The following is a 24,316-nucleotide window of genomic DNA, read 5'->3' on the forward strand; positions in this document are numbered from 1 at the left end:
CCGCCGCTCCGGCCGCCGCATCCGCGCCGACCTGCTGCGCCGCGGCGCCCTGCGCGCCGTGATCGCGCTGCCCGCCGGTGCCGCGCCCCCGTACCACCTGCCGCTGCACGTCTGGGTCCTGCGCAGGCCCGGAGCCGACGCCCCGAGCGCCCCCGAAGTGCTGCTCGTCGAGGCCGCGCGGGCGGCCGACGGCAAGCACACCGACGGGCGGGACCGGCAGGCGTGGCCGCCCGTGCAGGACGCCGTGCTCGACGCGTTCCACCGGTTCGAGCGCGACGGGGCGCTGGCGGAGGAGCCGGGCTTCGCGCTGTCCGTGCCGGTGCTCGCGCTCCTCGACGACGAGGTCGACCTGGCGCCCGCGCGCCGCCTGCCGCCCCGGGCCGCGGGCGGCGGCGCCGAGGAACTGCGCGACGTACGCGCCCGGCTCGGCGACACCCTGCGCCTGACCGCCGAACTCACCCCGCCGGGCGCCGAGCCTGGCCCGCCCGACGCCGCCCGCAGGCCGCTCACCACCGTCGGCGAACTCGCCCGCGCGGGCGCCCTGTCGATCCACACCGGCCACACCGGCCACACCGCACCGGCCGCCCCCGGGGTGCCCCTCCTCACCGAACACGACGTCCTCGCCGGAACGGCCCCCTCCGCCACCGCCCCGCCCCACCAGGACCCGGACCGGGCCCCCGGGGAGACGGACACCACTCCGCCCGGAACCCCCGCGCTCGACACCCCCGTCCGCACCGAACCCGGCGACGTCGTCCTGCCCGTCCTCGGCGGCGGCATCGCCGCCCGCGTCGTCGACGAGACCACCGCGGGCGCCGTGCCCGGCCGCGGCCTGGTGCTGCTCCGCCCCGACCCGGCCGCCCTGGACTCCTGGTTCCTCGCCGGCTTCCTGCGCGGCACCGCCAACCACCGCCAGGCCAGCAGCTACGCCTCCACCTCCGCCCGGCTCGACGTACGCCGCCTCCAGCTGCCGCGCCTGACACCCGAGCAACAGCGCCGCTACGGCGAGCGGTTCCGGGACCTCGCCGCCTTCGAGGACGCGCTGCGCCTCGCGGGCCGCCTCGGCGAACAGCTCGTACGCGGCATGTACGACGGCCTGACCGACGGGAGCGTGGCGCCGGAGTGAGCGGAGAAGCGGCCGGGGGAGGAGTCGCCCCGTCCACGTGACCAGTACGGCAACGGTTCGGTACAACCCGGGACCGGTTCACGGAGTCGGCCTATACGCTCGATTCTGCATTCGTTCGTTCGTCGGCCGTACGTCTCCCCCGCCGCGCCCGGAAGGGCTCAGGGGCACGTACGGCCGCGTCAGGTATCAGGAGCAGCCATGCACGGCCACGGCTACGCGCCGCCGCACCCACCGGCGCCTTCGGAGGGCTCGTCGCAGGTGACGCTGCGCGTGCTGTTCGTGGTGCTCGCCGTCGTCACGTGCGGCTTCCTCGCCTGGGCCGCGATGCTGCGGCTCGCGCTGGTGACCCGCAGGACGCTGGACTGGGCGCTCTTCACGATCGTCGCGGGACTCGAGGCCGCGGCCGTCGTCCTCATCGGGATCGATCCGGGGGACGGCGAGTTCTCCGGGCCCGGCAACGCGGGCATGACGATCCTGGTCTCCACGGTCGTGCCCGTGATCGCGTACTACCTGACCATGGACATCCGCCACTTCGCGCGCGCCCGGGCCCATGTCGCGTACCAGCAGCCGCAGTTCCCCGGCTACGTACCGCAGCAACCGCAGCCGCACCAGCCGCACCAGCCGTCGTACGGCTACCCGTCCCCGACCCCGCCGCCCCACGTCACCCACACCCCGGTCCCGCAAGCGCCGCCCGCCGCGCCCGCCGCCCCCACTCCGCCCCCGCCGTCCCGCCCCGCGCCCGCCCGCATCGACCAGGTCCGCGCCGAGCTCGACGAGCTCAGTGACTACCTGCGCAAGCAGGAAGGCGGCAGCTGACGGTGACGAGCGCGGCAGGGGGAACGGACCACCGCGTGATCGCCGGGCGCTACGAGCTGTCCACGCTCATCGGCCAGGGCGGCATGGGCCAGGTCTGGACGGCGTACGACCAGCGCCTGGACCGCCGCGTCGCGGTCAAGCTGCTCCGCCCCGACAAGGTCGCGGGCGCCGAGGCCGACGAGCTGCGCCGCCGCTTCCTGCGCGAGTGCCGGGTCACCGCGCAGGTCGACCACCCCGGCCTGGTCACGGTGCACGACGCGGGCAGCGACGGCGAGGACCTGTACCTCGTCATGCAGTACGTCGACGGCGCGGACCTCGGCGACCATCTCGCCGAGCACGACCCGTACCCCTGGCCGTGGGCGGTCGCCGTCGCCGCGCAGCTCTGCGCCGTGCTCTCCGCGGTGCACGCCGTGCCGATCGTGCACCGCGACCTGAAGCCGCGGAACATGATGGTCCGCCAGGACGGCACCCTCACCATCCTCGACCTCGGCATCGCCTCGGTCATGGACACCGACACCACCCGCCTCACCCACACCGGCTCCCCGATCGGCAGCCCCTCGTACATGGCGCCCGAACAGGCCATGGGCGGCGCCGTCGGCCCGTACACCGACCTGTACGCGATGGGCGTACTCCTGCACGAACTCCTCAGCGGCGACGTGCCGTTCTCCGGCTCCACCGCGCTCGGCGTGCTGCACCGCCATCTGTACGAGCCGCCGCTGCCGGTGCGCCGGCTGCGCCCCGAGGTCCCCGAAGCACTCGAATCCCTCGTCCTGCGCCTGCTCGCCAAGGACCCGCAGCACCGGCCCGCCAGCGCCCAGGACGTGTACGAGGAACTGGCGCCCCTGCTGCCGGGACGCTCCGTGCCGTCCGGCCGCCCCCTCGACCCGACCCGCCCCTTCCTGCGCCCGCACGCCCCCTGGCCCGACCGCGCCGCGACCCCGGCACCGGCCCCGCAGGCCCAACCGCCCCGGCCCGCCCACGGCCAGGACGTCGCCGCGGCCGTCGACGAGGTCAAGCGGCTGCTCGGCGAGGGCCGCATCACCCAGGCCGTCGACATCCTCGGCGCGATCCTGCCGGCCGCCGCCGCCCAGCACGGCGAGCACTCACCCGTCGTCCGCACCCTGCGCAAGCAGTACGCGGCCACGCTCATGGACGACGGCCAGTACCGCCGTGCCCTGCCCGAGCTGCGCCGCCTCGCCGACCAGCGCGCCGCCGAGTCAGGCCACGCCGACCCGCAGTCGCTGCAGTTCCGCTACGAGGCCGCGCAGTGCCTGGAGCAGCTCGGCGAACCGGCGGCGGCCCTCGCCGAGTACCGGACGCTGCTCCCTTATTACGAGAACCAGTACGCGACCGCCGACATCCGCCAGTCCCTGGAGATCCGCCGCCGCATCGGCCAGCTCCTGCTCGCCCTCGGCGACCGCTCGGCCGCGCACGAGACGCTGGGGCGCCTGGTGCTCGACGCCGAGCGGGTGCACGGCGTGGGGCACCCGTTCCCGGCGGAGATCCGGCGGACCTTGCAGTGGCTCGGGCAGGTGCGGGGCTAAGTGGCACCCCAACTCTTGCCGAATCGTTGGTAGTGGGGCATCCCCTGAACAAAGTTCTTGGGGAAGGGTGGCCGAGCCGACCACCACTGCCTACCATCGATCACCGCAAGACTTTGTGCAGCGAAGCACAATCTCTCCACCGGGAGGCCCACTTGCACCGCCGCAGCAGCCGCCGTCGCTCCGCGCTCGTCCTCACCGCCGCCGCCCTCGTCGCGGCCCCCCTCCTGACCGCCTGCGGCAACGAGGCCCATCCGGGCGCCGCGGCCGTCGTCGGGAAGCAGCGCATCACGGTCGCGCAACTGGAGAACAGGGTGAACGAGGTGCGCTCCGCGCAGCGGGCCGCCCTCCCGGACGACCGGCAGTACGAGCAGGTGGTCGCCAAGACCGGCGGCCTGACCCGCAGCACGCTGCACACGATGGTGCTCGACAAGGTGCTGCACCGGGCCGCGCGGGACGCCGGGGTGAGCGTCTCGCGCAAGGAGATCCAGACCATGCGCGGCGGCCTGGAGGAACAGGCCAGCGGCAGGAAGGCCCTCGAGGCGCAGTGGCTGCAGGAGTACGGCGTCGCGCCCCAGCGCCTGGACGACAGCATCCGCACGGAGATCGAGGCGCAGAAGCTCGCGCGCAAGCTCGGCGCGGACATGAACGCGCGGGAGGGCCAGGACATCTTCTGGTCCGCCCTGTCCAAGGCGTCCAAGAAGCTCGACATCGACCTGAACCCGCGGTACGGCGCGTGGGACGTCAAGGCGAGCAAGCGCACGGACGCCAAGACACCGTGGGTGCGCGAGGTGTCCGGCAGCGGGGCGGCGGGGCCGCGGATGGAGCAGCTGTAACGGAGGCAGCGGCTCGGGCGGCCGTCGGCCGTCGGCCGTCGGCCGGAGAGTGTCAGTGGCGTGGGTTACGTTCGAGGTGTGAACGAGATCGAGACCTCCGGGGACGGCGTCGGCCGCGTCATCCTGCTCACCACCAGCCACCGCGTCGCGCCCGGCCTGCTGTCCTGGGCGGCGTGGCAGGCGCTGCACGGAGCGGACGAGGTGGTGTGCGCCGACGCCACGCACCCGCAGCTCCCGTATCTGCGCGAGGCGGGCGTGGCGGTCAAGCAGGCATCGCCGAGCGCCGAGGAGCTGGTGCGCGCGTGCGCCGGCGGCCGCACGGTCCTGGTCGTGGCCACGGCCGAGGGCGACCGCCCGCTCACCGACGGGCTGGCCCGCCTCGCCGGTTCGGGCCGCCTGCCGATGCCGGACCTGGAGCTGCTCCCTGGTTCGTACGACCTGCCGGGCGCCCGCCTCCTCGACCTCGTCCAGGTCATGGACCGCATCCGCGCCGAATGCCCCTGGTCCTCGCAGCAGACCCACAAGGGCCTCGCGAAGTACGCGATCGAGGAGGCGTACGAACTCGTCGAGGCCATCGAGGACGGCGACGCGCACGAACTGCGCGAGGAACTGGGCGACGTGCTGCTCCAGGTCGTCTTCCACGCGCGCATCGCGGAGGAGGCGGCCGAGGACGACGAGCGGTTCTCCGTCGACGACGTGGCCGCGGGCATCGTGGAGAAGCTCATCCACCGCCACCCGCACGTCTTCGGCGAGGACACCGCGGCCACGCCGGAAGAGGTCAAGGAGCACTGGCTGCGCACCAAGGCGGTGGAGAAGCAGCGCGACTCCCTCACCGAGGGCATCCCCCTCGGCCAGCCCGCCCTCGCCCTCGCCGCCAAGCTGGCCTCCCGCGTCCGCACGGCGGGCCTGGACGTCCCGCTGCCCACGGGGGAGGGCGTGGGGTATGAACTGCTCGCCATGGCCGTCCGCGCCGAGGCCGGGGGCGCGGACCCGGAGGCGGCGCTGCGGGCGGCGGCCCGCGCCTACCGGGACGCGATCCGCGGGGCTGAGGCGCCCGGCGCTTAGTAACGTTGCCTCCGGGGGTCGGTCGGGGGTCGTTCGCGTCGCTGAACTCGACCCGGCCGAGCGGGAGTTACGGCCCGAGGAGGCGACGGTGTACTGCCCGATGTGCGAGGCCCGGCTGGAGGACGACGACCGCTACTGCACGGACTGCGGGCACGACATGAGCGTGCCGGTGCCCGCCGCCGTGCCGGCCGGGCCGCGCCCGGACCGAGAGCGGCCCGTGGTGCCGCCGCCCGTCGTGCCGCCCCGGGGCTACGAACTGCCGCCCCCCGCGCCGCCGTCCGCCGCGCCCACGGACCCCCCGCTGCGGAACAGCGTCGCCGGTGCCTCGGCGGGCTCCGTGATCCAGGCCGGCACCATCGCGGGCGACGTCACCGTCCACACCGCCCCCGGCCTGGCCCCGGCCGGCACCTGGCTCCCCATCGGCAAGCTGCGCCGCCTCTGGTTCGGCGTGCGCCCCACGAGCCGCTTCGGGGACGAGGAGAGCCTGACGCCGTACGTGCGGCGGGACTGCGACGATCAGCTCCATGCCCTCGTCGCCCGGGGCCTGCGGGAGGGCGGCCTGGTCGTCGTCACGGGCGGCCCGCTGTCGGGCAAGACGATGACGGCGGCCTGGGCGGCGCTGAACACCGGCGCCGACCCCGAACCGCGCGTGCACGCCCCGCACCCCGGCGCGGACCTGCGGGACATCGCAACCGGGCTGCGCGACCGCACCGACCACCACATCCTGTGGCTCGACGAGTTGGAGAACCACCTCGGCCCCCAGGGCCTCACCGCCGCGCTGCTCGCCCGGCTCACCCAGGAGCGCGTCCTCGTTCTCGCCACGATGGGCGACAAGGCGTACGACGAGCACCGCTTCGGCGGCGGCCCCGCGGCCCGCGTCCTGAGCGGCGCCCACACCGTCGAGCTGAGCCGCGGCTGGAGCGCGGCCGAACAGGCGCGGCTGGTGCAGGCCGACGACCCGCGCCTCACCGACGCCGCGAAGTGGCGCGGCAGCCGCGGGGTGACCGAATATCTGGCCCTGGGCCCGGAACTGTGGGACGAGTGGCGCAGGGCCCGCCGCCCGCAGGCACACCCGCGCGGCCACCTCCTGGTGCGGGCGGCCGTGGACCTCGCCCGCTGCGGGATCGAGGAGGACATCCCGCTGACCTGGCTGGCCGGGCTTCATGAGTACTACGGGGAGTACGAGGCGTCCAAGGGCGTGCACGAGCCGTTCCAGCAGGCCCTGGAGTGGGCCACCCGGCTGCGGTACGAGGCGACGGGGCTGCTCGTCCCCGGGGCGCAGGCGGACACGTACCGGGCCTACGGCTCCCTCGTCGCGGACGCCGTGCGGTCCGGTGAGTTCGGGGCGGTCCCGGACTGGCTGTGGTACTCCGTGGCCATCGGGGCGGGCGAGCGCGGGTTCGACCTCGCGCCCGTGTTCACCGCATGCCGAGCTGCCACCGAGTCCCGGGTGGCCGCGGGGGACATTGTCGTCCACGTAATGCTCGGCTTGGTCGCGGAGCACGCGGGCGACGTGACGGAGGCGGAGGGCTGGTACCGCAAGGCCGCCGACCGGGATGACCCGGTGGCCTGCAATCGGCTGGGTGACATCCTCGCGGGCCGCGGCGCCGCCGTGGAGGCGATCGGGTATCTGGAGAAGGCCGCCGAGGCGGGCTACAGGGACGCGTACGTCACGCTCGGCAAACTGCACCGCGACCGCGCCCAGCACTGGCTCACCAAGGGTGCGGAGGCCGGTGACCCGCAGGCGGCCTTCCACCTGGCCGAGCTGGAGCCCCCGGGGCAGCGGTAGTCCGTCCCCGGGCCGGATACCGTCGACCCATGCACGACCAGCCCCCGCCCGCCTGCCCCCACAGCACGCCGCAGCCCCCCGCCCCCGACCTCTTCACGTGGGAGTTCGCCACCAACCCCTACCCCGCGTACGCCTGGCTCCGCGAGCACGCCCCCGTGCACAAGACCACGCTCCCCAGCGGAGTAGAGGCATGGCTGGTCACCCGGTACGCGGACGCGCGGCAGGCGCTCGCCGACCAGCGGCTGAGCAAGAACCCGGCGCACCACGACGAGCCCGCGCACGCCAAGGGCAAGACCGGCATCCCGGGCGAGCGCAAGGCCGAGCTGATGACGCATCTGCTCAACATCGACCCGCCGGACCACACCCGCCTGCGCCGCCTGGTGTCGAAGGCGTTCACGCCGCGCCGCGTGGCCGAGTTCGCGCCGCGCGTGCAGGAGCTGACGGACCAGCTCATCGACACGCTTCTCGACAAGCACAGTGCGGACAAGGGCGAGGCCGACCTCATCCACGAGTTCGCCTTCCCGCTCCCCATCTACGCGATCTGCGACCTGCTCGGCGTCCCGCGCGAGGACCAGGACGACTTCCGGGACTGGGCGGGCATGATGATCCGGCACGGCGGCGGCCCGCGCGGCGGGGTCGCGCGGTCGGTGAAGAAGATGCGGGGCTACCTCGCCGAACTCATCCACCGCAAGCGGGCCGAGCCGGGCGACGACCTCATCTCCGGGCTCATCCGCGCCTCCGACCACGGCGAGCACCTCACCGAGAACGAGGCCGCCGCGATGGCCTTCATCCTCCTCTTCGCCGGGTTCGAGACGACGGTCAACCTCATCGGAAACGGTACGTACGCGCTGCTCACGCACCCCGAGCAGCGCGCGGAACTGCAACGGTCCCTCGCCGCCGGGCACACCGGGCTCCTGGAGACCGGCATCGAGGAACTGCTCCGCTTCGACGGCCCCGTCGAACTCGCCACCTGGCGCTTCGCCACCGAGTCGCTGCGTATCGGCGGCCAGGACATCGCCACCGGCGACCCCGTCCTCGTCGTGCTCGCCGCCGCCGACCGCGACCCCGAGCGCTTCGAGCGGCCCGACCTCCTCGACCTCTCCCGGCGCGACAACCCGCACCTCGGATACGGGCACGGCATCCACTACTGCCTCGGCGCCCCGCTGGCCCGCCTGGAGGGCAGGACCGCCCTCGCGACGCTGCTGCGCAGGCTGCCCGACCTGCAACTCGCGGCCGAGCCGGAGGAGTTGCGGTGGCGCGGCGGGCTCATCATGCGCGGGCTGCGCACCCTGCCGGTGACGTTCACGCCGCCCGGCCGCTGACGACGGTCCGGTACGTGACTGACGTACCGTCACGGCTGTGACTTTCACGTGATCTGCGCTGCATCGACTTGTGACTGACGTTCGACTGGGGCTACGTTCACGACGGCTCGGCACCCCGGTGCACCCCCACTGCACCCTGTGTCGCGGCCGTATCTGTCGTCGCTCGAAAGGCACGTGCATGCTCTCCGGCCAAGGCCGTCACCGCCGCCCCCGCCAAGCCCCGGCGATCGTCGTCGCGGCCGGCGTCACCGGTTCCGCCATCGCCATCCCGCTGCTCGGCGCCACCAGCGCGAACGCGGCGGACACCGACACGTGGGACAAGGTCGCGGCGTGCGAGAGCGGCGGCGCGTGGAGCGCCGACGAGGGCAACGGGTACTACGGCGGGCTGCAGCTCTCGCAGGACACCTGGGAGAACTACGGCGGTCTCGGGTACGCGCCGAGCGCCGACCAGGCCAGCCGCTCCCAGCAGATCGCCGTCGCCGAGAAGGTCCTTGGCGACCAGGGTCCGGACGCGTGGCCGAGCTGCGCGGCGGTCGCGGGCCTCACGCAGGACGGCGAGGCCGCCGACGTCGACCCGGGCCTGCCGCCCGCGCCGACGACGCCCGCGCAGCCGTCCGACGAGACGGGCAAGGACTCCGGGGACCCGGCCGACTCGGGTGACTCCGCCGAGTCCGGGGACTCCGGGGACGCCGGGGACAAGGACCGCGCCGGTGACGGCAAGGCGGACACCGACCGGGAGACCGGCAAGCACCGCAAGCCCGGCAACGGCGAGGCGCCCGGCGAGGACGGCGAGGACGGCGAGAAGGGGAAGACGGAGAAGGAAGGGAAGGAAGGGACGGAGGGGAAGGGCCAGAAGGGCGAGAAGGACGACGCACCCGCGGACGAGGACGGCAAGTCCCAGGACCGCGACAGCACTTCGCCCGGCTCCGGGGCCCCCGACGCCTCCGAGGGCTCGTCGGGCTCCTCCGACCCGTCGGAGCGCCCCTCCGGGCGCCATCGCGGCTCCAGCGCGGACGAGGCCCCCGAGGGCGAGTCCGGCGCGGGCTCCGCGGGACGGCACGCCTCGCGCGGTGAGGACCGCGACTCGCGTGACGCCGACGGCGCCACGGAGACCTACACGGTCCGTTCCGGCGACAACCTCTCGCGGATCGCCGACCGTCACGACCTTGACGGCGGCTGGTCCTCCCTGTACTCGGACAACAAGAAGACCGTCGGCTCCGACCCGGACCTCATCCTCCCCGGTCAGCGACTCTCGCTGAGCGAGAAGCAGGCCGCGGAGGCGGACCGGAAGTAGGTGCTCCGGAGCGGAAGTTGACTGGCAGTTCGCGGTTAATGTCCGGTTTAAAGACGGTGAGAGGCAAGTGAGAGATGGGTCTCAGAAGCCCTGATCGTCTTTGAAATTCCGGTGATTGCCTGTCTACGGTCGTGACCGCTCGCCACAGCGGGCCCCGCCGGTCGGTACGCCGAATCCTGCCAACGGCCGGACGGGAACAGTCGTCGCTTCGAGCGCCGAAGGCAGGAGCGGGGGACCCAAGGTAAGCGCCGGGCCCGTCCGTTGAGCAGTGAGCAAGCGAAGCGCTGCGAGACGGACAGGAACGGCTAGGGGTGAAGTCGCACGCAAGCCGTGCGGCCGGGCACTCACCCGCCCGAACCCGACAGCTCACCTCGCAGGCGTCGGTGAGGGGATCACTCCATGCTGTTTTCCAGCAAGGGCAAGCACCGCCGTCCGTCCAAGGCCACCCGTGCCGCGACCGTCGTCGGTGTCACCGGCGCCGCCGTGGCCGCGCCGCTGATGGCGACCGGCACCGCGAACGCCGCCACCGCCGACCAGTGGGACCGGGTCGCCCAGTGCGAGGCCGGCGGCAACTGGTCCATCAACACCGGCAACGGCTACTACGGCGGCCTGCAGTTCTCGGCCTCCACCTGGGCCGCGTACGGCGGCACCAAGTACGCCGCCACGGCCGACCAGGCTTCCAAGGCCCAGCAGATCGAGATCGGCGAGAAGGTCCTCGCGGGCCAGGGCAAGGGTGCCTGGCCGAGCTGCGGCGTGGGCCTCACGGGCGCCGCGTACAACGGCGGCGGCGCCGAGCAGCCGCAGCAGCAGAAGCCGCAGCAGCAGCCCCAGCAGCAGGCCAAGCCCCAGCAGCAGGCGCAGCCGCAGCAGCAGGCCAAGCCGCAGCCGCAGCCGCAGCAGCAGCGCCAGACCGCCCCGCAGACCGAGTCGAAGAAGACCGTCGAGACCCCGACCGGCAAGGTCGTGAAGAAGGGCGACGGCGAGTACAAGGTCAAGTCCGGCGACACGCTCTCCAAGATCGCCGAGTCGCACGACGTCAAGGGCGGCTGGCAGAAGGTCTACAAGCTGAACGGCGACATCATCGACAACGCCGACTTCATCTACCCGGGCCAGCAGCTGCACCTCAGCTGAAGCTGAGCCCCGGCTCCGCCCCGCACCCGCGGGGCAATCCCCGTCCCCACGGGTCCCCCTCGCCCCGGTGCGCGTATCCCCCGTACGCACCGGGGCGAGGTGCTGTCCGCGCCCTCGGCACCCCCGGCAGCCGCCCGCGTCGCCCCGGCCTTGTACGCCATGGGCGAAGCTACCGGCCGGTAGAACCCGGGCTTCCGTCCTGATTACCGGGGAATCGGCCCGCCCGTCGTCCCACGGGCCGGGCGGTCGGCTGGCCGAAGCTCCCGGGCCCGTTAGGCTCAGGAGACGCAGGGCCGATGAAGACCATGCAAGCCATGCGCAAGCCGCGCCCAGAGAGGCGCACGCCATGCGCCCCTAGCGTCACATCCCAGAAGGAGATGCTCGTGCCGTCCATCGACGTCGTCGTAGCCCGGGAAATCCTGGACTCCCGAGGCAACCCCACGGTCGAGGTCGAGGTCGGCCTCGACGACGGGTCCACCGGCCGCGCCGCGGTCCCGTCCGGCGCCTCCACCGGCGCCTTCGAGGCCATCGAACTGCGTGACGGAGACGCCAACCGCTACGGCGGCAAGGGCGTCGAGAAGGCCGTTCTCGCCGTCATCGAGCAGATCGGCCCGGAGCTCGTCGGCTACGACGCCACCGAGCAGCGCCTGATCGACCAGGCGATGTTCGACCTCGACGCCACCGACAACAAGGGCTCGCTCGGCGCCAACGCCATCCTCGGCGTCTCCCTCGCCGTCGCGCACGCCGCGTCCGAGGCCTCCGACCTCCCCCTCTTCCGCTACCTCGGCGGCCCGAACGCGCACCTGCTGCCCGTTCCGATGATGAACATCCTGAACGGCGGGTCCCACGCGGACTCCAACGTCGACATCCAGGAGTTCATGATCGCCCCGATCGGCGCGGAGTCCTTCTCCGAGGCGCTGCGCTGGGGCGCCGAGGTCTACCACACGCTGAAGAAGGTCCTGAAGACCAAGGGCCTGTCGACCGGTCTCGGCGACGAGGGCGGCTTCGCGCCGAACCTGGAGTCGAACCGCGCCGCCCTCGACCTCATCGTCGAGGCCATCAAGCAGGCCGGCTACGTCCCCGGCGAGCAGATCGCGCTCGCGCTCGACGTCGCCGCGTCCGAGTTCTACAAGGACGGCGCGTACGAGTTCGAGGGCAAGTCCCGCTCGGCCGCCGAGATGACCGAGTACTACGCCGAGCTCGTCGAGGCGTACCCGCTCGTCTCCATCGAGGACCCGCTGTTCGAGGACGACTGGGCCGGCTGGAAGGTCATCACCGACCAGCTGGGCGACAAGGTCCAGATCGTCGGCGACGACCTGTTCGTCACCAACCCCGAGCGCCTGGCCCGCGGCATCGAGGAGGGCTCCGCCAACGCCCTGCTCGTCAAGGTCAACCAGATCGGCTCGCTGACCGAGACCCTGGACGCCGTCGAGCTGGCCCAGCGCAACGGCTTCAAGTGCATGATGTCGCACCGCTCCGGCGAGACCGAGGACGTCACCATCGCCGACCTCGCGGTCGCCGTGAACTGCGGCCAGATCAAGACCGGCGCCCCGGCCCGCTCGGACCGCGTCGCCAAGTACAACCAGCTGCTCCGCATCGAGGAGATCCTCGACGACGCGGCGGTGTACGCGGGCCGCAGCGCGTTCCCCCGGTTTCGCTCTGCGAACCAGTAGGCACAGCGCTCTGCGAACCAGTAGGCACAGCAAGGGCTAAGGGCTAAGGGCTAAGCCCTAGCCAGTCGTACGTACGTCCCCGTACTCGGTCCCGTACCGTGTGCGGGGACGTACGCGCGTACTGGGGAGGCGAGACACATGGCCGGGAAAGTCCGGGACAAGGACCGGTTCTCCACGGCGACCCGGCTGCGGCTGCTCGGCGAGCAGACCGCCGAGCGCGTCTACCGCTCGCAGACCAAGCGCCAGGCGCGCCGCTCCCGGCTCACCGGCCGGGCCGCGCTCCTGGTGCTCGTCGTCTGCTCGCTGGTCGTGGCGCTCGCCTATCCGATGCGGCAGTACGTGTCGCAGCGCGCCGAGATCGCCGAGCAGCGGCAGAAGCAGGCCGAGCACCGCGAGAACGTGGAGCGGCTGCGCGACGAGAAGGCCCGCTGGCAGGACGACGCGTACGCCGAGCAGCGCATCCGGGACCGGCTGCACTACGTGATGCCGGGCGAGACCGGGTTCACCGTCATCGACCCCGCGGCCGCCGACGGCCACCGCGGCGACGAGGGCGCGGCCGACCGGCCCTGGTACGCGAACGTCTGGGACGGCGTCGACAAGGCCGACCGGGCCGACCGGGCCGACAGGACCGACCGGGCCGCCAAGGCCGACCGCGCCGACAAGGCCGATCGCGCCGACAAGGCCGATCGCGCCGACAAGGCCAACCGGCCCGCTTCGCCGCGGAACTGAACGAACGAAAGAAACGAACCGAAAGACAGGCATGGAAACGCCCCCGCCCCAGACCGAGCCCACCGCGCCCACGGACGCCGACATCGCCGCGTTCCAGGAGCAGCTCGGGCGCCCGCCGCGCGGTCTGCGCGCCATCGCGCACCGCTGCCCCTGCGGCAACCCGGACGTGGTCGAGACGGCACCCCGGCTGCCCGACGGCACGCCGTTCCCGACGACGTACTACCTGACGTGCCCGCGGGCCGCGTCCGCGATCGGGACGCTCGAAGCCAACGGTGTCATGAAGGAGATGACGGAGCGGCTGGCGTCGGACCCCGAGCTGGCCGCCGCGTACCGGGCCGCGCACGAGGACTACATCGCGCGGCGCGACTCCATCGAGGTGCTCGAAGGCTTCCCCTCGGCCGGGGGCATGCCGGACCGCGTGAAGTGCCTGCACGTACTCGTGGGCCACTCGCTGGCCGCGGGCCCCGGAGTGAACCCCCTCGGGGACGAGGCCATCGCGATGCTCCCGGAGTGGTGGCGCAAGGGCCCTTGCGTGGGCACCGGCGACTGCGCCTGACCTTGCCGTGCGGGCAGCTGGGCCGCCAGGGGCGGCACGGGTGGGCGCACCCCCGTCCCACGGCGCGACAACGACAAGGAGAACCCCGATGACCCGCGTTGCAGCGATCGACTGCGGCACCAACTCGATCCGCCTGCTCGTGGCGGACGCCGACCCGCGGACCGGTGAGCTGGTCGAGCTGGACCGCCGGATGGAGATCGTCCGGCTCGGACAGGGCGTCGACAAGACGGGCCGCCTCGCCCCCGAGGCGCTGCAGCGCACCTTCGCGGCCTGCCGCGCCTACGCCGAGGTCATCAAGGAACTCGGCGCGGAACACACCCGCTTCGTCGCCACCTCCGCCTCCCGCGACGCGGAGAACCGCGACGACTTCGTACGCGGCGTCCTGGACATCCTCGGCGTCGAACCGGAGGTGATCAGCGGCGACCAGGAGGCCACGTTCTCCTTCACGGGCGCGACGACGGAACTCAAGGGCCGCGCGGACCACCCCACCCCGTACCTGGTGGTCGACATCGGCGGCGGCTCCACGGAGTTCGTCGTCGGCGACGGCGAGGTGCGCGCCGCCCGCTCCGTGGACGTCGGCTGCGTACGCATGACGGAGCGTCACCTCGTGCGCGACGGCGTCGTCACCGACCCGCCCACCGAGGCCCAGGTCGCCGCGATCCGCGCGGACATCGAGGCGGCGCTCGACCTCGCGGAGGAGACGGTCCCGCTGCGCGAGGCCCGCACCCTGGTGGGCCTCGCGGGCTCGGTCACCACGGTGGCCGGCATCGCGCTGGGCCTCGACGCGTACGACTCGGCGGCGATCCACCACTCCCGCATCCCGTACGAGCGCGTGGCGGAGATCGTCGAACGGCTCGTGCACTCCACGCACGCCGAGCGTGCCGCGATCCCCGTGATGCACCCGGGCCGCGTCGACGTCATCGCGGCGGGCGCCCTCGTGCTGCTCGCCATCATGGAGCGCACCGGGGCCCGCGAGGTGGTCGTCAGCGAGCACGACATCCTCGACGGCATCGCCTTCAACGTGGCAGCGGAGGCCGACGAGCTCGGAAAGTAGGCCAGGGCGGCCACACAACTGGACAGGGCGCGGCCCCGGTTCCTCCCCCGCGGAGGAGCCGGGGCCGCTTCGCTGTGTGCGGAAGGGGGCCGCTGACCTGCGCATTCGCTGCCGCACCCGCGCCGTGGCGCCATTGATGGCGCCCATGGCGTCACTAATGGCTCGCCATGGTGCCATTCATGTGCCATGATGGCAGCACGGGCAGCGCGCCCCTCTTGGCCTCGGGGGCCGAGGGGCGCGCGTTTCGCGGAGTGAGCCATCAAAGGGGTCGGATCATGCAGAAAGCACAGAGCCAGGAGCAGGTGGCGGCGCCCGGCGCCGTCACCGCCTTCGCCCGCTTCGTGCTCTGCGGCGGCGGGGTGGGAGTCGCCTCCAGCTTCGCCGTGGCGGCCCTCGCCTCCTGGATCCCCTGGGTCCTGGCCAACGCCCTGATCACCGTGGTCTCCACCCTCCTCGCCACCGAACTGCACGCCCGCTTCACCTTCGGCGCGGGAGGGCGCGCGAGCTGGCGCCAGCACACGCAGTCGGCCGGGTCCGCGGCTGCCGCGTACGTGGTGACCAGCGTGGCGATGCTGGTGCTTCAGCAGCTCGTGGCGGCGCCCGGTGCGGTGCTCGAGCAGGTCGTCTACCTGTCCGCCTCCGCGCTCGCCGGTGTCGCGCGGTTCGTGGTGCTGCGCCTCGTCGTCTTCGCGCGGAAGCGCACGCAGGCCCCCGCCGCCGCCGTCGGCACCGCCCGCCCCGTGCGCGCGGCCGTGGCCCGCGGCTCGGCCCCCGCCGACCCCGCGAAGCTCTGCTACGCCGCCTGACCGCCCCGCGGGCGGGGTCCGGGACGCCTCTCGGCGACTGCTCGCCGAGAAACTTCGTGAAGTTCTTCACAAGGAAATCGGCCCTGTTGAGCGAGGTTTTGAGGAGTTCGGGCCACGCACGGGTGGCCGGGGCCCCGCGGAGCGGGTGCCGGGATCGCTTCCGGTGCGTTGCGGACACGTGAACCGGCGTGTGGTTCACTCGGTGCCAGAGCCCGGAGCGGCAGCTCAAGTGGGGTTGACAACGACTCGCGGTGCACGGTGGTTCCCTTGTGGCGCCATGACCTGTGTCACGCGGGCGGCGAAGTGTAGCAGAGGCCCTACCCATGCTTGTGAAGGGGCGCACGAGCGACCCCCTCCAAGGGGGTGGATACTCGATGGCATGAGCACCACGGAGCGTCCCAGGATCCTCGTAGTAGGCGGTGGGTACGTAGGCCTGTACGCAGCTCGACGCATTCTGAAGAAGATGCGCTACGGAGAGGCGACCGTCACGGTCGTCGACCCGCGCTCGTACATGACGTACCAGCCCTTCCTCCCCGAAGCCGCGGCCGGCAGCATTTCGCCTCGGCACGTCGTCGTCCCGCTGCGACGCGTGCTGCCCAAGGCGGAAGTCCTCACCGGCCGGGTCACGACCATCGACCAGGACCGCAAGGTCGCCACGATCGCGCCGCTCGTCGGCGAGGCGTACGAGCTGCCGTTCGACTACCTGGTCATCGCGATGGGCGCGGTCTCCCGCACCTTCCCGATCCCCGGCCTCGCCGAGCAGGGCATCGGCATGAAGGGCATCGAGGAGGCCATCGGCCTGCGCAACCACGTGCTCGAGCAGCTCGACAAGGCCGACTCCACGACGGACGAGGAGGTCCGCCGCAAGGCGCTCACCTTCGTCTTCGTCGGCGGCGGCTTCGCCGGCGCCGAGACCATCGGTGAAGTCGAGGACATGGCCCGCGACGCGGCCAAGTACTACAAGAGCGTGAAGCGCGAGGACATGCGCTTCCTGCTCGTCGACGTCGCCGACAAGATCCTCCCCGAGGTCGGCCCCAAGCTCGGCGCCTACGGCAAGGAGCACCTGGAAGGCCGCGGCGTCGAGGTTTACCTCAAGACCGGCATGGACTCCTGCGTGGACGGCCACGTGGTCCTGAACAACGGCCTCGAGGTCGACTCCAACACGATCGTGTGGACCGCCGGCGTCAAGCCGAACCCGGCCCTCGCGCGCTTCGGTCTGCCGCTCGGCCCGCGCGGCCACGTGGACACCCAGACGACCCTCCAGGTGCAGGGCACCGACTACATCTGGGCCGCGGGCGACAACGCCCAGGTGCCGGACGTCGTCGGCCGCAAGGCTGGCAACGAGAACGCCTGGTGCCCGCCGAACGCCCAGCACGCGCTGCGCCAGGCGAAGGTCCTCGGCGACAACGTGATCTCCGGCATGCGGGGCTTCCCGCAGAAGGAGTACAGCCACGCCAACAAGGGCGCGGTCGCCGGCCTCGGCCTGCACAAGGGCGTCGCGATGATCGTCATGGGCAAGATGAAGATCAAGCTCAAGGGCCGTCTCGCCTGGTACATGCACCGCGCGTACCACGGCATGGCGATGCCGACGTTCAACCGCAAGATCCGCGTCTTCGCGGACTGGACGCTCGGCATGTTCCTCAAGCGCGAGGTCGTCTCGCTCGGCGCCATGGAGACTCCCCGCGAGGAGTTCTACGAGGCCGCCAAGCCGGCGCCCAAGCCCGCAGCGGCGAAGGCCGAGCCGGCCGCCGCTCCGGTCGAGGAGAAGGCCAAGGCGTCCTGACGCCGTAAGGCGCGAGGACGCGCGTACGGCGACGTACGCGAGTACGCGAGCAACGCCCGAAGGGGCCCCCTGCCATCCGTGGTGCAGGGGGCCCCTTCGGGCGTTCCGGCTCCGGCGGGCGTTTCGCGCCGACGCTAGATGTCGGCTACATGTATTTTGCATATTCGTAACGAGGCAACGGGACTGCGCGGGCCCGCCGTTGGTGTTTACGTGGTGTTGGACCGTTCCGTTCCGGGATCGCCTTGACGGAGGTGCGTCATGCAGGACGCCGCATCGCGGCTGAAGAACCTTGCCGAGCAGTTGCTGGGAACCCAACTGCCGGTTCGAATCCGTGCCTGGGACGGATCGGAAGCGGGGCCGCCGGGAGCCCCCACCCTCGTCGTACGCCACCGTCGGGCCCTGCGCCGCCTGCTGTGGAAACCGGGCGAGCTGGGCCTCGCGCGGGCCTGGGTCGCGGGGGACCTCGACGTCGACGGGGACCTGTACAAGGCCCTGGATCTCCTGGCCGAGTTCATCTGGGAGCGCGGCGAGGACGCCCGGAGCCTCACCGACAACCTGCGCGACCCGCAGGTCAGGGCCGCCGCCCGGGCCCTGTTCGGGCTCGCCGCGCCGTTCCTGCCGCCGCCCGTGCCGCGCGAGGAGATGCGCAGGCCGGGCAGGCTGCACCGGCACACCAGAGGCAGCGACAGAAAGGCCATCAGCCACCACTACGACGTCGGCAACGACTTCTACGAGCTGGTGCTCGGCCCGTCGATGGTCTACTCGTGCGCGTACTGGGAGTCCCCCGGGTCCACGCTGGAGGACGCCCAGCGCGACAAGCTCGAACTCATCGCCCGCAAGCTCGACTTGAAGCCCGGCATGCGGCTCCTCGACGTCGGCTGCGGCTGGGGCTCCATGGCCGTGCACGCCGCCCGCGAGCACGGCGTGAGCGTCGTCGGCGTCACCCTCTCGCAGGAGCAGGCCGCGTACGCGAGGAAGCGCATCGCCCAGGAGGGCCTGACCGACCGCATAGAGATCCGCGTCCAGGACTACCGCGACGTGCGCGACGGCCCCTACGACGCGATCTCCTCCATCGGCATGGCCGAGCACGTCGGCGCCGAACGGTACCGGGAGTACGCCACCGACCTGCACGCCCTCCTGAAGCCCGGCGGACGCCTCCTGAACCACCAGATCGCCCGCCGCCCCCAGTCCGACGAGTCCGCGTACTCCGTGGACGAGTTCATCGACGCGTACGTCTTCCCCGACGGCGAACTGGCCCCCCTCGGCTCCACGGTGGACCTCCTGGAACGCGCCGGCTTCGAGGTCCGCGACGTCGAGTCCATCCGCGAGCACTACGCCCTCACCCTGCGCCGCTGGGTCGCCAACCTGGAGGCGAACTGGCCCCAGGGAGTCCGCCTCACCAGCCCCGGCCGAGCCCGCATCTGGCGCCTCTACATGGCGGCATCGGCCCTGGCCTTCGAACGCAACCGCATAGGGGTCAACCAGGTATTGGCGGTGAAGACCCCGGAGACCGGCAAGTCGGGGATGCCGCTGAGGGCGAGGGAGTGGAAGCAGTAGCCCTCCGCATGAGGCCGAGCCGAGGTATTTGAGCCCGTCCGGCGTTTGAGGACGAGCCGCGTCCGGCGTTTGAGGACGAGCCGCGAAGCGGCGAAAAGGGGGGCCAGGGGGCGAAGCCCCCGTATACGACAGCGGGGCCCGGGGCGACAGTCACCCCGGGCCCCGCTTCCGTACCGCTACTCAGCCTTGATGGCCTGCAACGGGTTCAGCCGCGCAGCGCTCCGCGCGGGCCAAACCGCCGCCAGCACACCCACGACCGCCGCGATGCCAAGGAAGACGGCAATCCGCCCCACCGGCACCTCCATCGTGTACGTGGTCACGGTCCCGGAGATGCTGTCTCCGGCAACCCACCCCAGGAAGAGGCCAAGGCCAACACCCAGCACGGCGCCGAACAGCGAGATGACAACAGACTCAAGCCGCACCATCTGCTTGATCTTCGCGCGGTCGAGCCCGATCGCGCGCAGCATCCCGATCTCGTGCTTCCGCTCGAAGACGGACATCGCCAGGGTGTTGATGACACCGAGGACGGCGACGAGGATCGCCATGGCGAGCAGGCCGTACAGCATGTTCAGCATCATGTTGATGGCGCCGCCGACCTCGTTGCTGATGTCGTCCTTGTCCTGGATCTTGATGGCGGGGTTGTCGCCGAGCGCCGACACGATGGCGTCCTCGGCCTTGCCGGACGTACCGCCCTTCACCTTCAGCAGGACCTGCTGGTCCTGGATCTTCGACAGGTGCGGGTCGACGACCGCGGTCGGCGTGAACAGGCCGCTGATCATCTCGTTGGACTCGTAGACGCCCCCGACCTTGAGCCGGACGGTCTTGTCGTCGTCGAACTCCACCGGGATGGTGTCGCCGGTCTTCAGGCCCTGGTCGTCAGCGAGTTCCTTGTCGACGAGGGCCGAGTTGCCCTTGAGCCCGGCCATCGAGCCGCTCGTGAAGTCGAGGCCGACGAGCTTGTGGAAGGACTCGGGGTCGACGCCGGTGATCCGGCTGTAGCTGCCGTCGACCTCGCCGCTGGTGGTGCGCAGGGCGCTGCTGGCCTCGACCTCGGGCAGCTTGGCCAGCTTGTCGTGGACCTTGGGGGTCAGCGGCTGGAAGTTCGCCATGGAGACGGCGTAGTCGCCCTTCAGGGAGTCCGTCGCCATCTTGTTGATGGCGCTGCCCATGGAGACCGCGACGACGGTCATCGCCGTGATCAGGGTCAGGCCGATCATCAGGGCCGAGGCCGTGGAGGCCGTGCGGCGCGGGTTGCGGACCGAGTTCAGGCGGGCCAGCTTGCCGGTGACGCCGAACGGCTTCAGGAGCGGTCCCGCGGCGGCGATGAACGGGCGGGACAGCAGCGGCGTGAGGACGATGACGCCGACGAGGACCACCCCGGCGCCCCCGGCCATCACGTAGTTGTCCTCCATGAACAGCATGACCACGCCGAGGGCCACGATCAGCGAGCCGATGGTGTTGCGTACGACCAGGCCGCGCACCGTGGGCGAGGCGTGCACGCTGTTCATCGCGGCGACCGGCGGGATCTTCGCGGCGCGGCGGCCGGGCAGCCAGGCGGCGAGCATGGTCACGACCACGCCGATGAGCAGCGCCGTGACGACCGTGGCCGGGCCGATGACGAGGGGTCCGTCGGGCAGCGAGGCGCCGCCCGCGTTCATCAGGGACTCCAGGCCCACGGCCACGCCGATGCCGAGCGCGAAGCCCGCGACGGCGGCGATCAGGCCAACGATGAACGCCTCGATGAGCACGGAGCGCGTGACCTGGCGGCGGGAGGCGCCGACGGCGCGCATCAGGGCCAGTTCCTTGGTGCGCTGGGCGACCAGCATCGTGAAGGTGTTGGCGATGATGAAGATGCCGACGAACAGGGCGATACCGGCGAAGATCAGCAGCACCTGGCTCATGGAGCTGGTGTTCTGCTCGATCATGCGGTCCTGCTCGGCCTTGAGCGAGGTGCCGGTCTCGGCCTCGGTGTCCTTCGGCAGGATCTTGTCGACGGCGCTCTTCAGCGCGGTCTCGGAGGTGCCCGCGGCGGCCTTCACGTCGATCTCGTCGTACTCGGACTTGCCGAGCGTCTTGAGCGCGGTGGCGTTGTCGAGGACGACGAGGCTGCCGCCGGCGACGACGCTGCCGTCGTCGGTGTCGAAGATGCCGCTGACCTTGGCCTTCTTCACCGGTCCGTCGGTGGAGTAGCGGACCGTGTCGCCCACCTTGTAGCCGGTGCGGTCGGCGGTGCGGCTGTCCAGGGCGATGTGGCCGGCGGACTTGGGGGCGGCGCCGTCGGTGAAGTCGTAGCGCGGGTCCTTGCCGTCCTTGCCCGGGTAGTAGTTGGAGCCGGTGGTGCCCCATTCGCCGCCGACCAGCTTGCCGTCCTTGTCGGCGAGCGCGGTGAAGCCGGAGACGCTGCCGAGCACCGACTCGGCGCCGGGCAGGCCCTTGGCCTCGGCGAGCAGCGAGTGCGTCAGCCGGGGCGGTTGCTTGCCCTCCTGGCCGTCGTCACGGGAGCCGCCGACGGTCTTGATGGCGACCGAGACGTGGTCGAAGCTCTTGGCCGACTTGTTCTTGTAGGCGGAACCGAAGGTGTCGGTGAAGACCAGCGTGCCGGAGACGAACGCGACGCCGAGCATGACGGCGAGCACGGTCATCAACAGCCGGGCCTTGTGCGCGAGCACATTGCGCAGGGCAGTACGGAACATGGGTGTGAGTCCAGGTGAGTGTGCACGGTGAGGGGGCGCCCCGAAGGAGCGCGGGACGTGGGGCGCCCTGAAGGGGCGCGGGACGTGGGGCGCCCTGAAGGGGCGCGGGGAACTGCGCGACAAGCCACGGCGGGCCCGCAGACCCTGATGGCGGCTCAGCCGAAGCGGCGCAGAAGGGCACCCACGGCGGGCCGACCAGCGCTAGCTGGTCCGGCCCTTCGCGTCGAAGTGCTTCATGCGGTCGAGCACGCGCTCCGCGGTCGGCTGGATCATCTCGTCGACGATCCGCCCGTCGGCCAAAAAGATCACGCGGTCCGCGTACGACGCGGCCACCGGGTCGTGGGTGACCATCACGACGGTCTGGCCGAGCTCCCGCACAGAATTGCGGAGGAAGCCGAGAACCTCGGCCCCGGAACGCGAGTCCAGATTTCCCGTCGGCTCGTCACCGAAGATGATCTCGGGCTGGGAGGCGAGCGCACGGGCCACGGCCACGCGCTGCTGCTGGCCGCCGGAGAGCTCGGTGCCACGGCCACGCGCTGCTGCTGGCCGCCGGAGAGCTCGGTCGGCCGGTGGGAGAGGCGCCCGGCCAGGCCCACCATGGAGATGACCTGTTCCAGCCACTGCTTGTCCGGCTTGCGGCCCGCGATGTCCATGGGGAGCGTGATGTTCTCCAGGGCGGTCAGCGTCGGCAGCAGGTTGAACGCCTGGAAGATGAAGCCGATCTTGTCCCGGCGGAGCTTGGTGAGCTGCTTGTCCTTGAGGGTGGACAGCTCGGTCTCACCGATGCGCACGGAGCCGCTGCTGAAGCTGTCCAGGCCGGCCACGCAGTGCATCAGCGTGGACTTGCCGGAGCCGGAGGGGCCCATGATCGCGGTGAACTCGCCCTGCCCGAAGTCGACGGAGACACGGTCCAGCGCGACGACCTGCGTCTCGCCCTGGCCGTACACCTTGGACAGCTCCGTGGCGCGCGCGGCGACGCCGGTGGCGCGGGCGGCGAAGGAAGTGGTGGTGGTCACGGGACGGTGCTCCTGTCGGGACGACGAGTGGGGATGTACTCCATCGTCGCGGCCGATCAGGCGCATGTAGTCAGCCGCTGTTCCGGTTCCTGGGGGCGACTCGGGTCGGACTCGGTGGGGCCATGTCATACCTGGGGATGACGGGCACCCCCGAGGCGCGGCCCGGCCGGGCGCGGCCGCGGCGGCCCGGACACCGCCCGCCGAAAGCGCTTCCCCCGCCCCGCCCAGGTACGGCTAAATTCCGTCAATTCCCTCCCCCTCGCGGACCCCCACCGACGGCGCCCGTGGCAAGTACCACCGGCGCGTACCAGGTGCTGATGCACCCTCAGACGTCAATAAAATAAGACAACGTCGGGCTGTCGTTCCGCTGTTCGGGGGATGCCTCCCGATAGGGTCGAAGCCTTGTTGCGGAGCCCACGCACCTGCCCGGATGGTGGAATGCAGACACGGCGAGCTTAAACCTCGCTGCCCTTTGCGGGCGTACCGGTTCAAGTCCGGTTCCGGGCACCTCCGCCGTCACGCTCGTCGGAAGGGCCCGCGACCGGAAAGCCGGTCGCGGGCCCTTCCGCAGCAGGAGGCGCGGCAGGAAGCGCGTGCCGCTCACCGCGCCACCTGACGCCCCGTCAACTCTGCTCGGACCCCGCGCTCTTGATGATCGCGAAGGGCGCGCCCGCGGGGTCGAGCAGCATCGCCAGGCGGCCGATGCCCTCGGCGTCGGCGGGCGGGATGAGCGTCGTGCCGCCGGCCTCGGTGGCCCTGGCGAAGACGGCGTCGCAGTCGGCCACCTCGAAATACGGGTGCCACTCCGGGCGCGAGCCCCGGTCCAGGTTCTCCTGCGGGAGCTGCATGAGCCCGCCGTGGCTGTTCTCCTCGGTGCCGCCCGCCGGGGTCAGGACGGTGTACGTCATGTCCGGGCCCATCTCCATGTCGGTGGTCTGCCAGGAGAAGACCGCGCGGTAGAAGTCCTTGGCCCCGGCGGCGTCCGTGGTGTACAGCTCGGCCCAGGTCAGGGAGTTGGGCGTGTTGACGAGGCCCACGCCCTTGATGTCGCCCGGCTGCCAGACGGCGAAGTCCGCGCCCGCCGGGTCGGTGAACTGGCCCATGCGGCCGAAGCTGAACACGTCGTCCGGGGCCATCCGGACCGTGCCGCCCGCCTGCTCGACGGCCTTGGCGGTGGCGTCCGCGTCCGGCGTGTGGAAGTACAGCGTCCAGGCGGCGGACGCGCCCTCCTCGGTCAGCGGGCCGAGCCCGGCGACCGTCTTGTCGTCCTGAAGGAAGAAGCCGTACCCGCCGCCGTCCGGTCCTGCCGACTGGAACTGCCAGCCGAAGGTGGCGGAGTAGAAGGAGACCGCGGCGTCCGTGTCCGGGACGCCGAGATCCAGCCAGTTCGGGGCGCCGGGGACGAAGTCGGTGGAAAGCATGAGCCTGCCCTTCGAGGGGTTTTTCCGGGCACTTCTCAGCATGGCAGCCCCCACTGACAACCGCGCGACGCTGCGCTGGAAGCGTGCTGCTGAGTTTCAGCCCCTCCGGCG

The 24,316-nt window shown here is 71.8% G+C and carries 16 protein-coding genes, 1 tRNA gene, 3 pseudogenes and 1 riboswitch; of the genes and pseudogenes, 17 read left to right on the top strand and 3 right to left on the bottom strand.

Features of this window, described 5'->3' with window-relative positions; genetic code table 11:
* The 16 genes and pseudogenes from STRAU_RS37680 to STRAU_RS37755 all read left to right on the top strand — a co-directional run.
* Positions 1-1,123 (top strand): annotated as a pseudogene (locus STRAU_RS37680) (SAM-dependent methyltransferase); the annotation flags it as partial.
* A 198-nt stretch (positions 1,124-1,321) separates the two neighbouring features.
* The gene (locus STRAU_RS37685) at positions 1,322-1,939 is read left to right on the top strand and encodes a hypothetical protein (protein WP_016645646.1); all 618 of its coding nucleotides are present in this window, start codon (positions 1,322-1,324) and stop codon (positions 1,937-1,939) included.
* Positions 1,940-1,974: 35 nt separating this feature from the next.
* Positions 1,975-3,483, top strand: a complete 1,509-nt coding sequence (locus STRAU_RS37690) for a serine/threonine-protein kinase (protein ID WP_016645647.1) — start codon at positions 1,975-1,977, stop codon at positions 3,481-3,483.
* 152 nt (positions 3,484-3,635) lie between these two features.
* Positions 3,636-4,316, top strand: coding sequence for a SurA N-terminal domain-containing protein (locus tag STRAU_RS37695; RefSeq protein WP_037664572.1), 681 nt, complete (start codon positions 3,636-3,638; stop codon positions 4,314-4,316).
* A 78-nt stretch (positions 4,317-4,394) separates the two neighbouring features.
* Positions 4,395-5,381, top strand: coding sequence for a nucleoside triphosphate pyrophosphohydrolase (locus STRAU_RS37700; RefSeq protein ID WP_016645649.1), 987 nt, complete (start codon positions 4,395-4,397; stop codon positions 5,379-5,381).
* Between the two features lie 88 nt (positions 5,382-5,469).
* Positions 5,470-7,170 carry a zinc ribbon domain-containing protein gene (locus tag STRAU_RS37705; protein WP_016645651.1) on the top strand — a complete coding sequence of 567 codons (1,701 nt, stop codon included), beginning with the start codon at positions 5,470-5,472 and terminating at the stop codon, positions 7,168-7,170.
* A 29-nt stretch (positions 7,171-7,199) separates the two neighbouring features.
* Positions 7,200-8,492 carry a cytochrome P450 family protein gene (locus STRAU_RS37710; RefSeq protein ID WP_016645652.1) on the top strand — a complete coding sequence of 431 codons (1,293 nt, stop codon included), beginning with the start codon at positions 7,200-7,202 and terminating at the stop codon, positions 8,490-8,492.
* Positions 8,493-8,670: 178 nt separating this feature from the next.
* The gene (locus STRAU_RS37715) at positions 8,671-9,786 is read left to right on the top strand and encodes a transglycosylase family protein (protein ID WP_016645653.1); all 1,116 of its coding nucleotides are present in this window, start codon (positions 8,671-8,673) and stop codon (positions 9,784-9,786) included.
* 203 nt (positions 9,787-9,989) lie between these two features.
* Positions 9,990-10,181, top strand: a riboswitch (cyclic di-AMP (ydaO/yuaA leader).
* A gap of 4 nt (positions 10,182-10,185) precedes the next feature.
* A complete protein-coding gene (locus STRAU_RS37720; RefSeq protein ID WP_016645654.1) occupies positions 10,186-10,917 on the top strand; it encodes a LysM peptidoglycan-binding domain-containing protein in 732 nt (243 codons plus the stop codon).
* A 377-nt stretch (positions 10,918-11,294) separates the two neighbouring features.
* Complete coding sequence (eno, locus tag STRAU_RS37725) at positions 11,295-12,590, top strand: phosphopyruvate hydratase (protein ID WP_016645655.1); 1,296 nt, start codon at positions 11,295-11,297, stop codon at positions 12,588-12,590.
* Positions 12,591-12,728: 138 nt separating this feature from the next.
* Positions 12,729-13,208, top strand: a pseudogene (locus tag STRAU_RS37730) (FtsB family cell division protein); the annotation flags it as partial.
* A gap of 142 nt (positions 13,209-13,350) precedes the next feature.
* On the top strand, positions 13,351-13,875 hold the full coding sequence (locus STRAU_RS37735; protein WP_016645657.1) for a DUF501 domain-containing protein: 525 nt from the start codon (positions 13,351-13,353) through the stop codon (positions 13,873-13,875).
* An 88-nt stretch (positions 13,876-13,963) separates the two neighbouring features.
* Positions 13,964-14,929, top strand: a complete 966-nt coding sequence (locus STRAU_RS37740; protein WP_016645658.1) for a Ppx/GppA phosphatase family protein — start codon at positions 13,964-13,966, stop codon at positions 14,927-14,929.
* A gap of 275 nt (positions 14,930-15,204) precedes the next feature.
* On the top strand, positions 15,205-15,735 hold the full coding sequence (locus STRAU_RS37745) for a GtrA family protein (protein ID WP_016645659.1): 531 nt from the start codon (positions 15,205-15,207) through the stop codon (positions 15,733-15,735).
* Positions 15,736-16,114: 379 nt separating this feature from the next.
* Positions 16,115-17,518: an NAD(P)/FAD-dependent oxidoreductase gene (locus STRAU_RS37750; RefSeq protein ID WP_052029449.1), complete on the top strand. Its 1,404-nt coding sequence runs from the start codon at positions 16,115-16,117 to the stop codon at positions 17,516-17,518.
* Positions 17,519-17,776: 258 nt separating this feature from the next.
* Positions 17,777-19,075, top strand: a complete 1,299-nt coding sequence (locus STRAU_RS37755) for an SAM-dependent methyltransferase (protein ID WP_016645661.1) — start codon at positions 17,777-17,779, stop codon at positions 19,073-19,075.
* Positions 19,076-19,251: 176 nt separating this feature from the next.
* Here the strand turns inward: STRAU_RS37755 and STRAU_RS37760 are convergent, their stop codons facing one another.
* Entirely contained in the window at positions 19,252-21,768 is a 2,517-nt protein-coding gene (locus STRAU_RS37760) for an ABC transporter permease (protein WP_016645662.1), read from the bottom strand.
* A gap of 201 nt (positions 21,769-21,969) precedes the next feature.
* Positions 21,970-22,850, bottom strand: a pseudogene (locus tag STRAU_RS37765) (ABC transporter ATP-binding protein).
* 358 nt (positions 22,851-23,208) lie between these two features.
* On the opposite strand from STRAU_RS37765, the gene STRAU_RS37770 reads away from it, so the two are divergent.
* A tRNA-Leu gene (locus STRAU_RS37770) sits at positions 23,209-23,291 on the top strand.
* A gap of 116 nt (positions 23,292-23,407) precedes the next feature.
* Here the strand turns inward: STRAU_RS37770 and STRAU_RS37775 are convergent.
* A complete protein-coding gene (locus STRAU_RS37775; RefSeq protein ID WP_016645665.1) occupies positions 23,408-24,205 on the bottom strand; it encodes a VOC family protein in 798 nt (265 codons plus the stop codon).
* Positions 24,206-24,316: the final 111 nt, after the last annotated feature.

It is taken from the genome of Streptomyces aurantiacus JA 4570 (assembly GCF_000414115.1).
In the GTDB taxonomy this organism is placed as follows: domain Bacteria; phylum Actinomycetota; class Actinomycetes; order Streptomycetales; family Streptomycetaceae; genus Streptomyces; species Streptomyces aurantiacus_A.

Coding starts and splice junctions, on each gene's coding strand:
- STRAU_RS37685 (WP_016645646.1), top strand. CDS start 1,322: ATGCACGGCCACGGCTACGCGCCGCCGCACCCACCGGCGCCTTCGGAG.
- STRAU_RS37710 (WP_016645652.1), top strand. CDS start 7,200: ATGCACGACCAGCCCCCGCCCGCCTGCCCCCACAGCACGCCGCAGCCC.
- STRAU_RS37715 (WP_016645653.1), top strand. CDS start 8,671: ATGCTCTCCGGCCAAGGCCGTCACCGCCGCCCCCGCCAAGCCCCGGCG.
- STRAU_RS37720 (WP_016645654.1), top strand. CDS start 10,186: ATGCTGTTTTCCAGCAAGGGCAAGCACCGCCGTCCGTCCAAGGCCACC.
- eno (WP_016645655.1), top strand. CDS start 11,295: ATGCTCGTGCCGTCCATCGACGTCGTCGTAGCCCGGGAAATCCTGGAC.
- STRAU_RS37735 (WP_016645657.1), top strand. CDS start 13,351: ATGGAAACGCCCCCGCCCCAGACCGAGCCCACCGCGCCCACGGACGCC.
- STRAU_RS37740 (WP_016645658.1), top strand. CDS start 13,964: ATGACCCGCGTTGCAGCGATCGACTGCGGCACCAACTCGATCCGCCTG.
- STRAU_RS37745 (WP_016645659.1), top strand. CDS start 15,205: ATGCAGAAAGCACAGAGCCAGGAGCAGGTGGCGGCGCCCGGCGCCGTC.
- STRAU_RS37750 (WP_052029449.1), top strand. CDS start 16,115: ATGAGCACCACGGAGCGTCCCAGGATCCTCGTAGTAGGCGGTGGGTAC.
- STRAU_RS37755 (WP_016645661.1), top strand. CDS start 17,777: ATGCAGGACGCCGCATCGCGGCTGAAGAACCTTGCCGAGCAGTTGCTG.
- STRAU_RS37760 (WP_016645662.1), bottom strand. CDS start 21,768: ATGTTCCGTACTGCCCTGCGCAATGTGCTCGCGCACAAGGCCCGGCTG.
- STRAU_RS37775 (WP_016645665.1), bottom strand. CDS start 24,205: ATGCTTTCCACCGACTTCGTCCCCGGCGCCCCGAACTGGCTGGATCTC.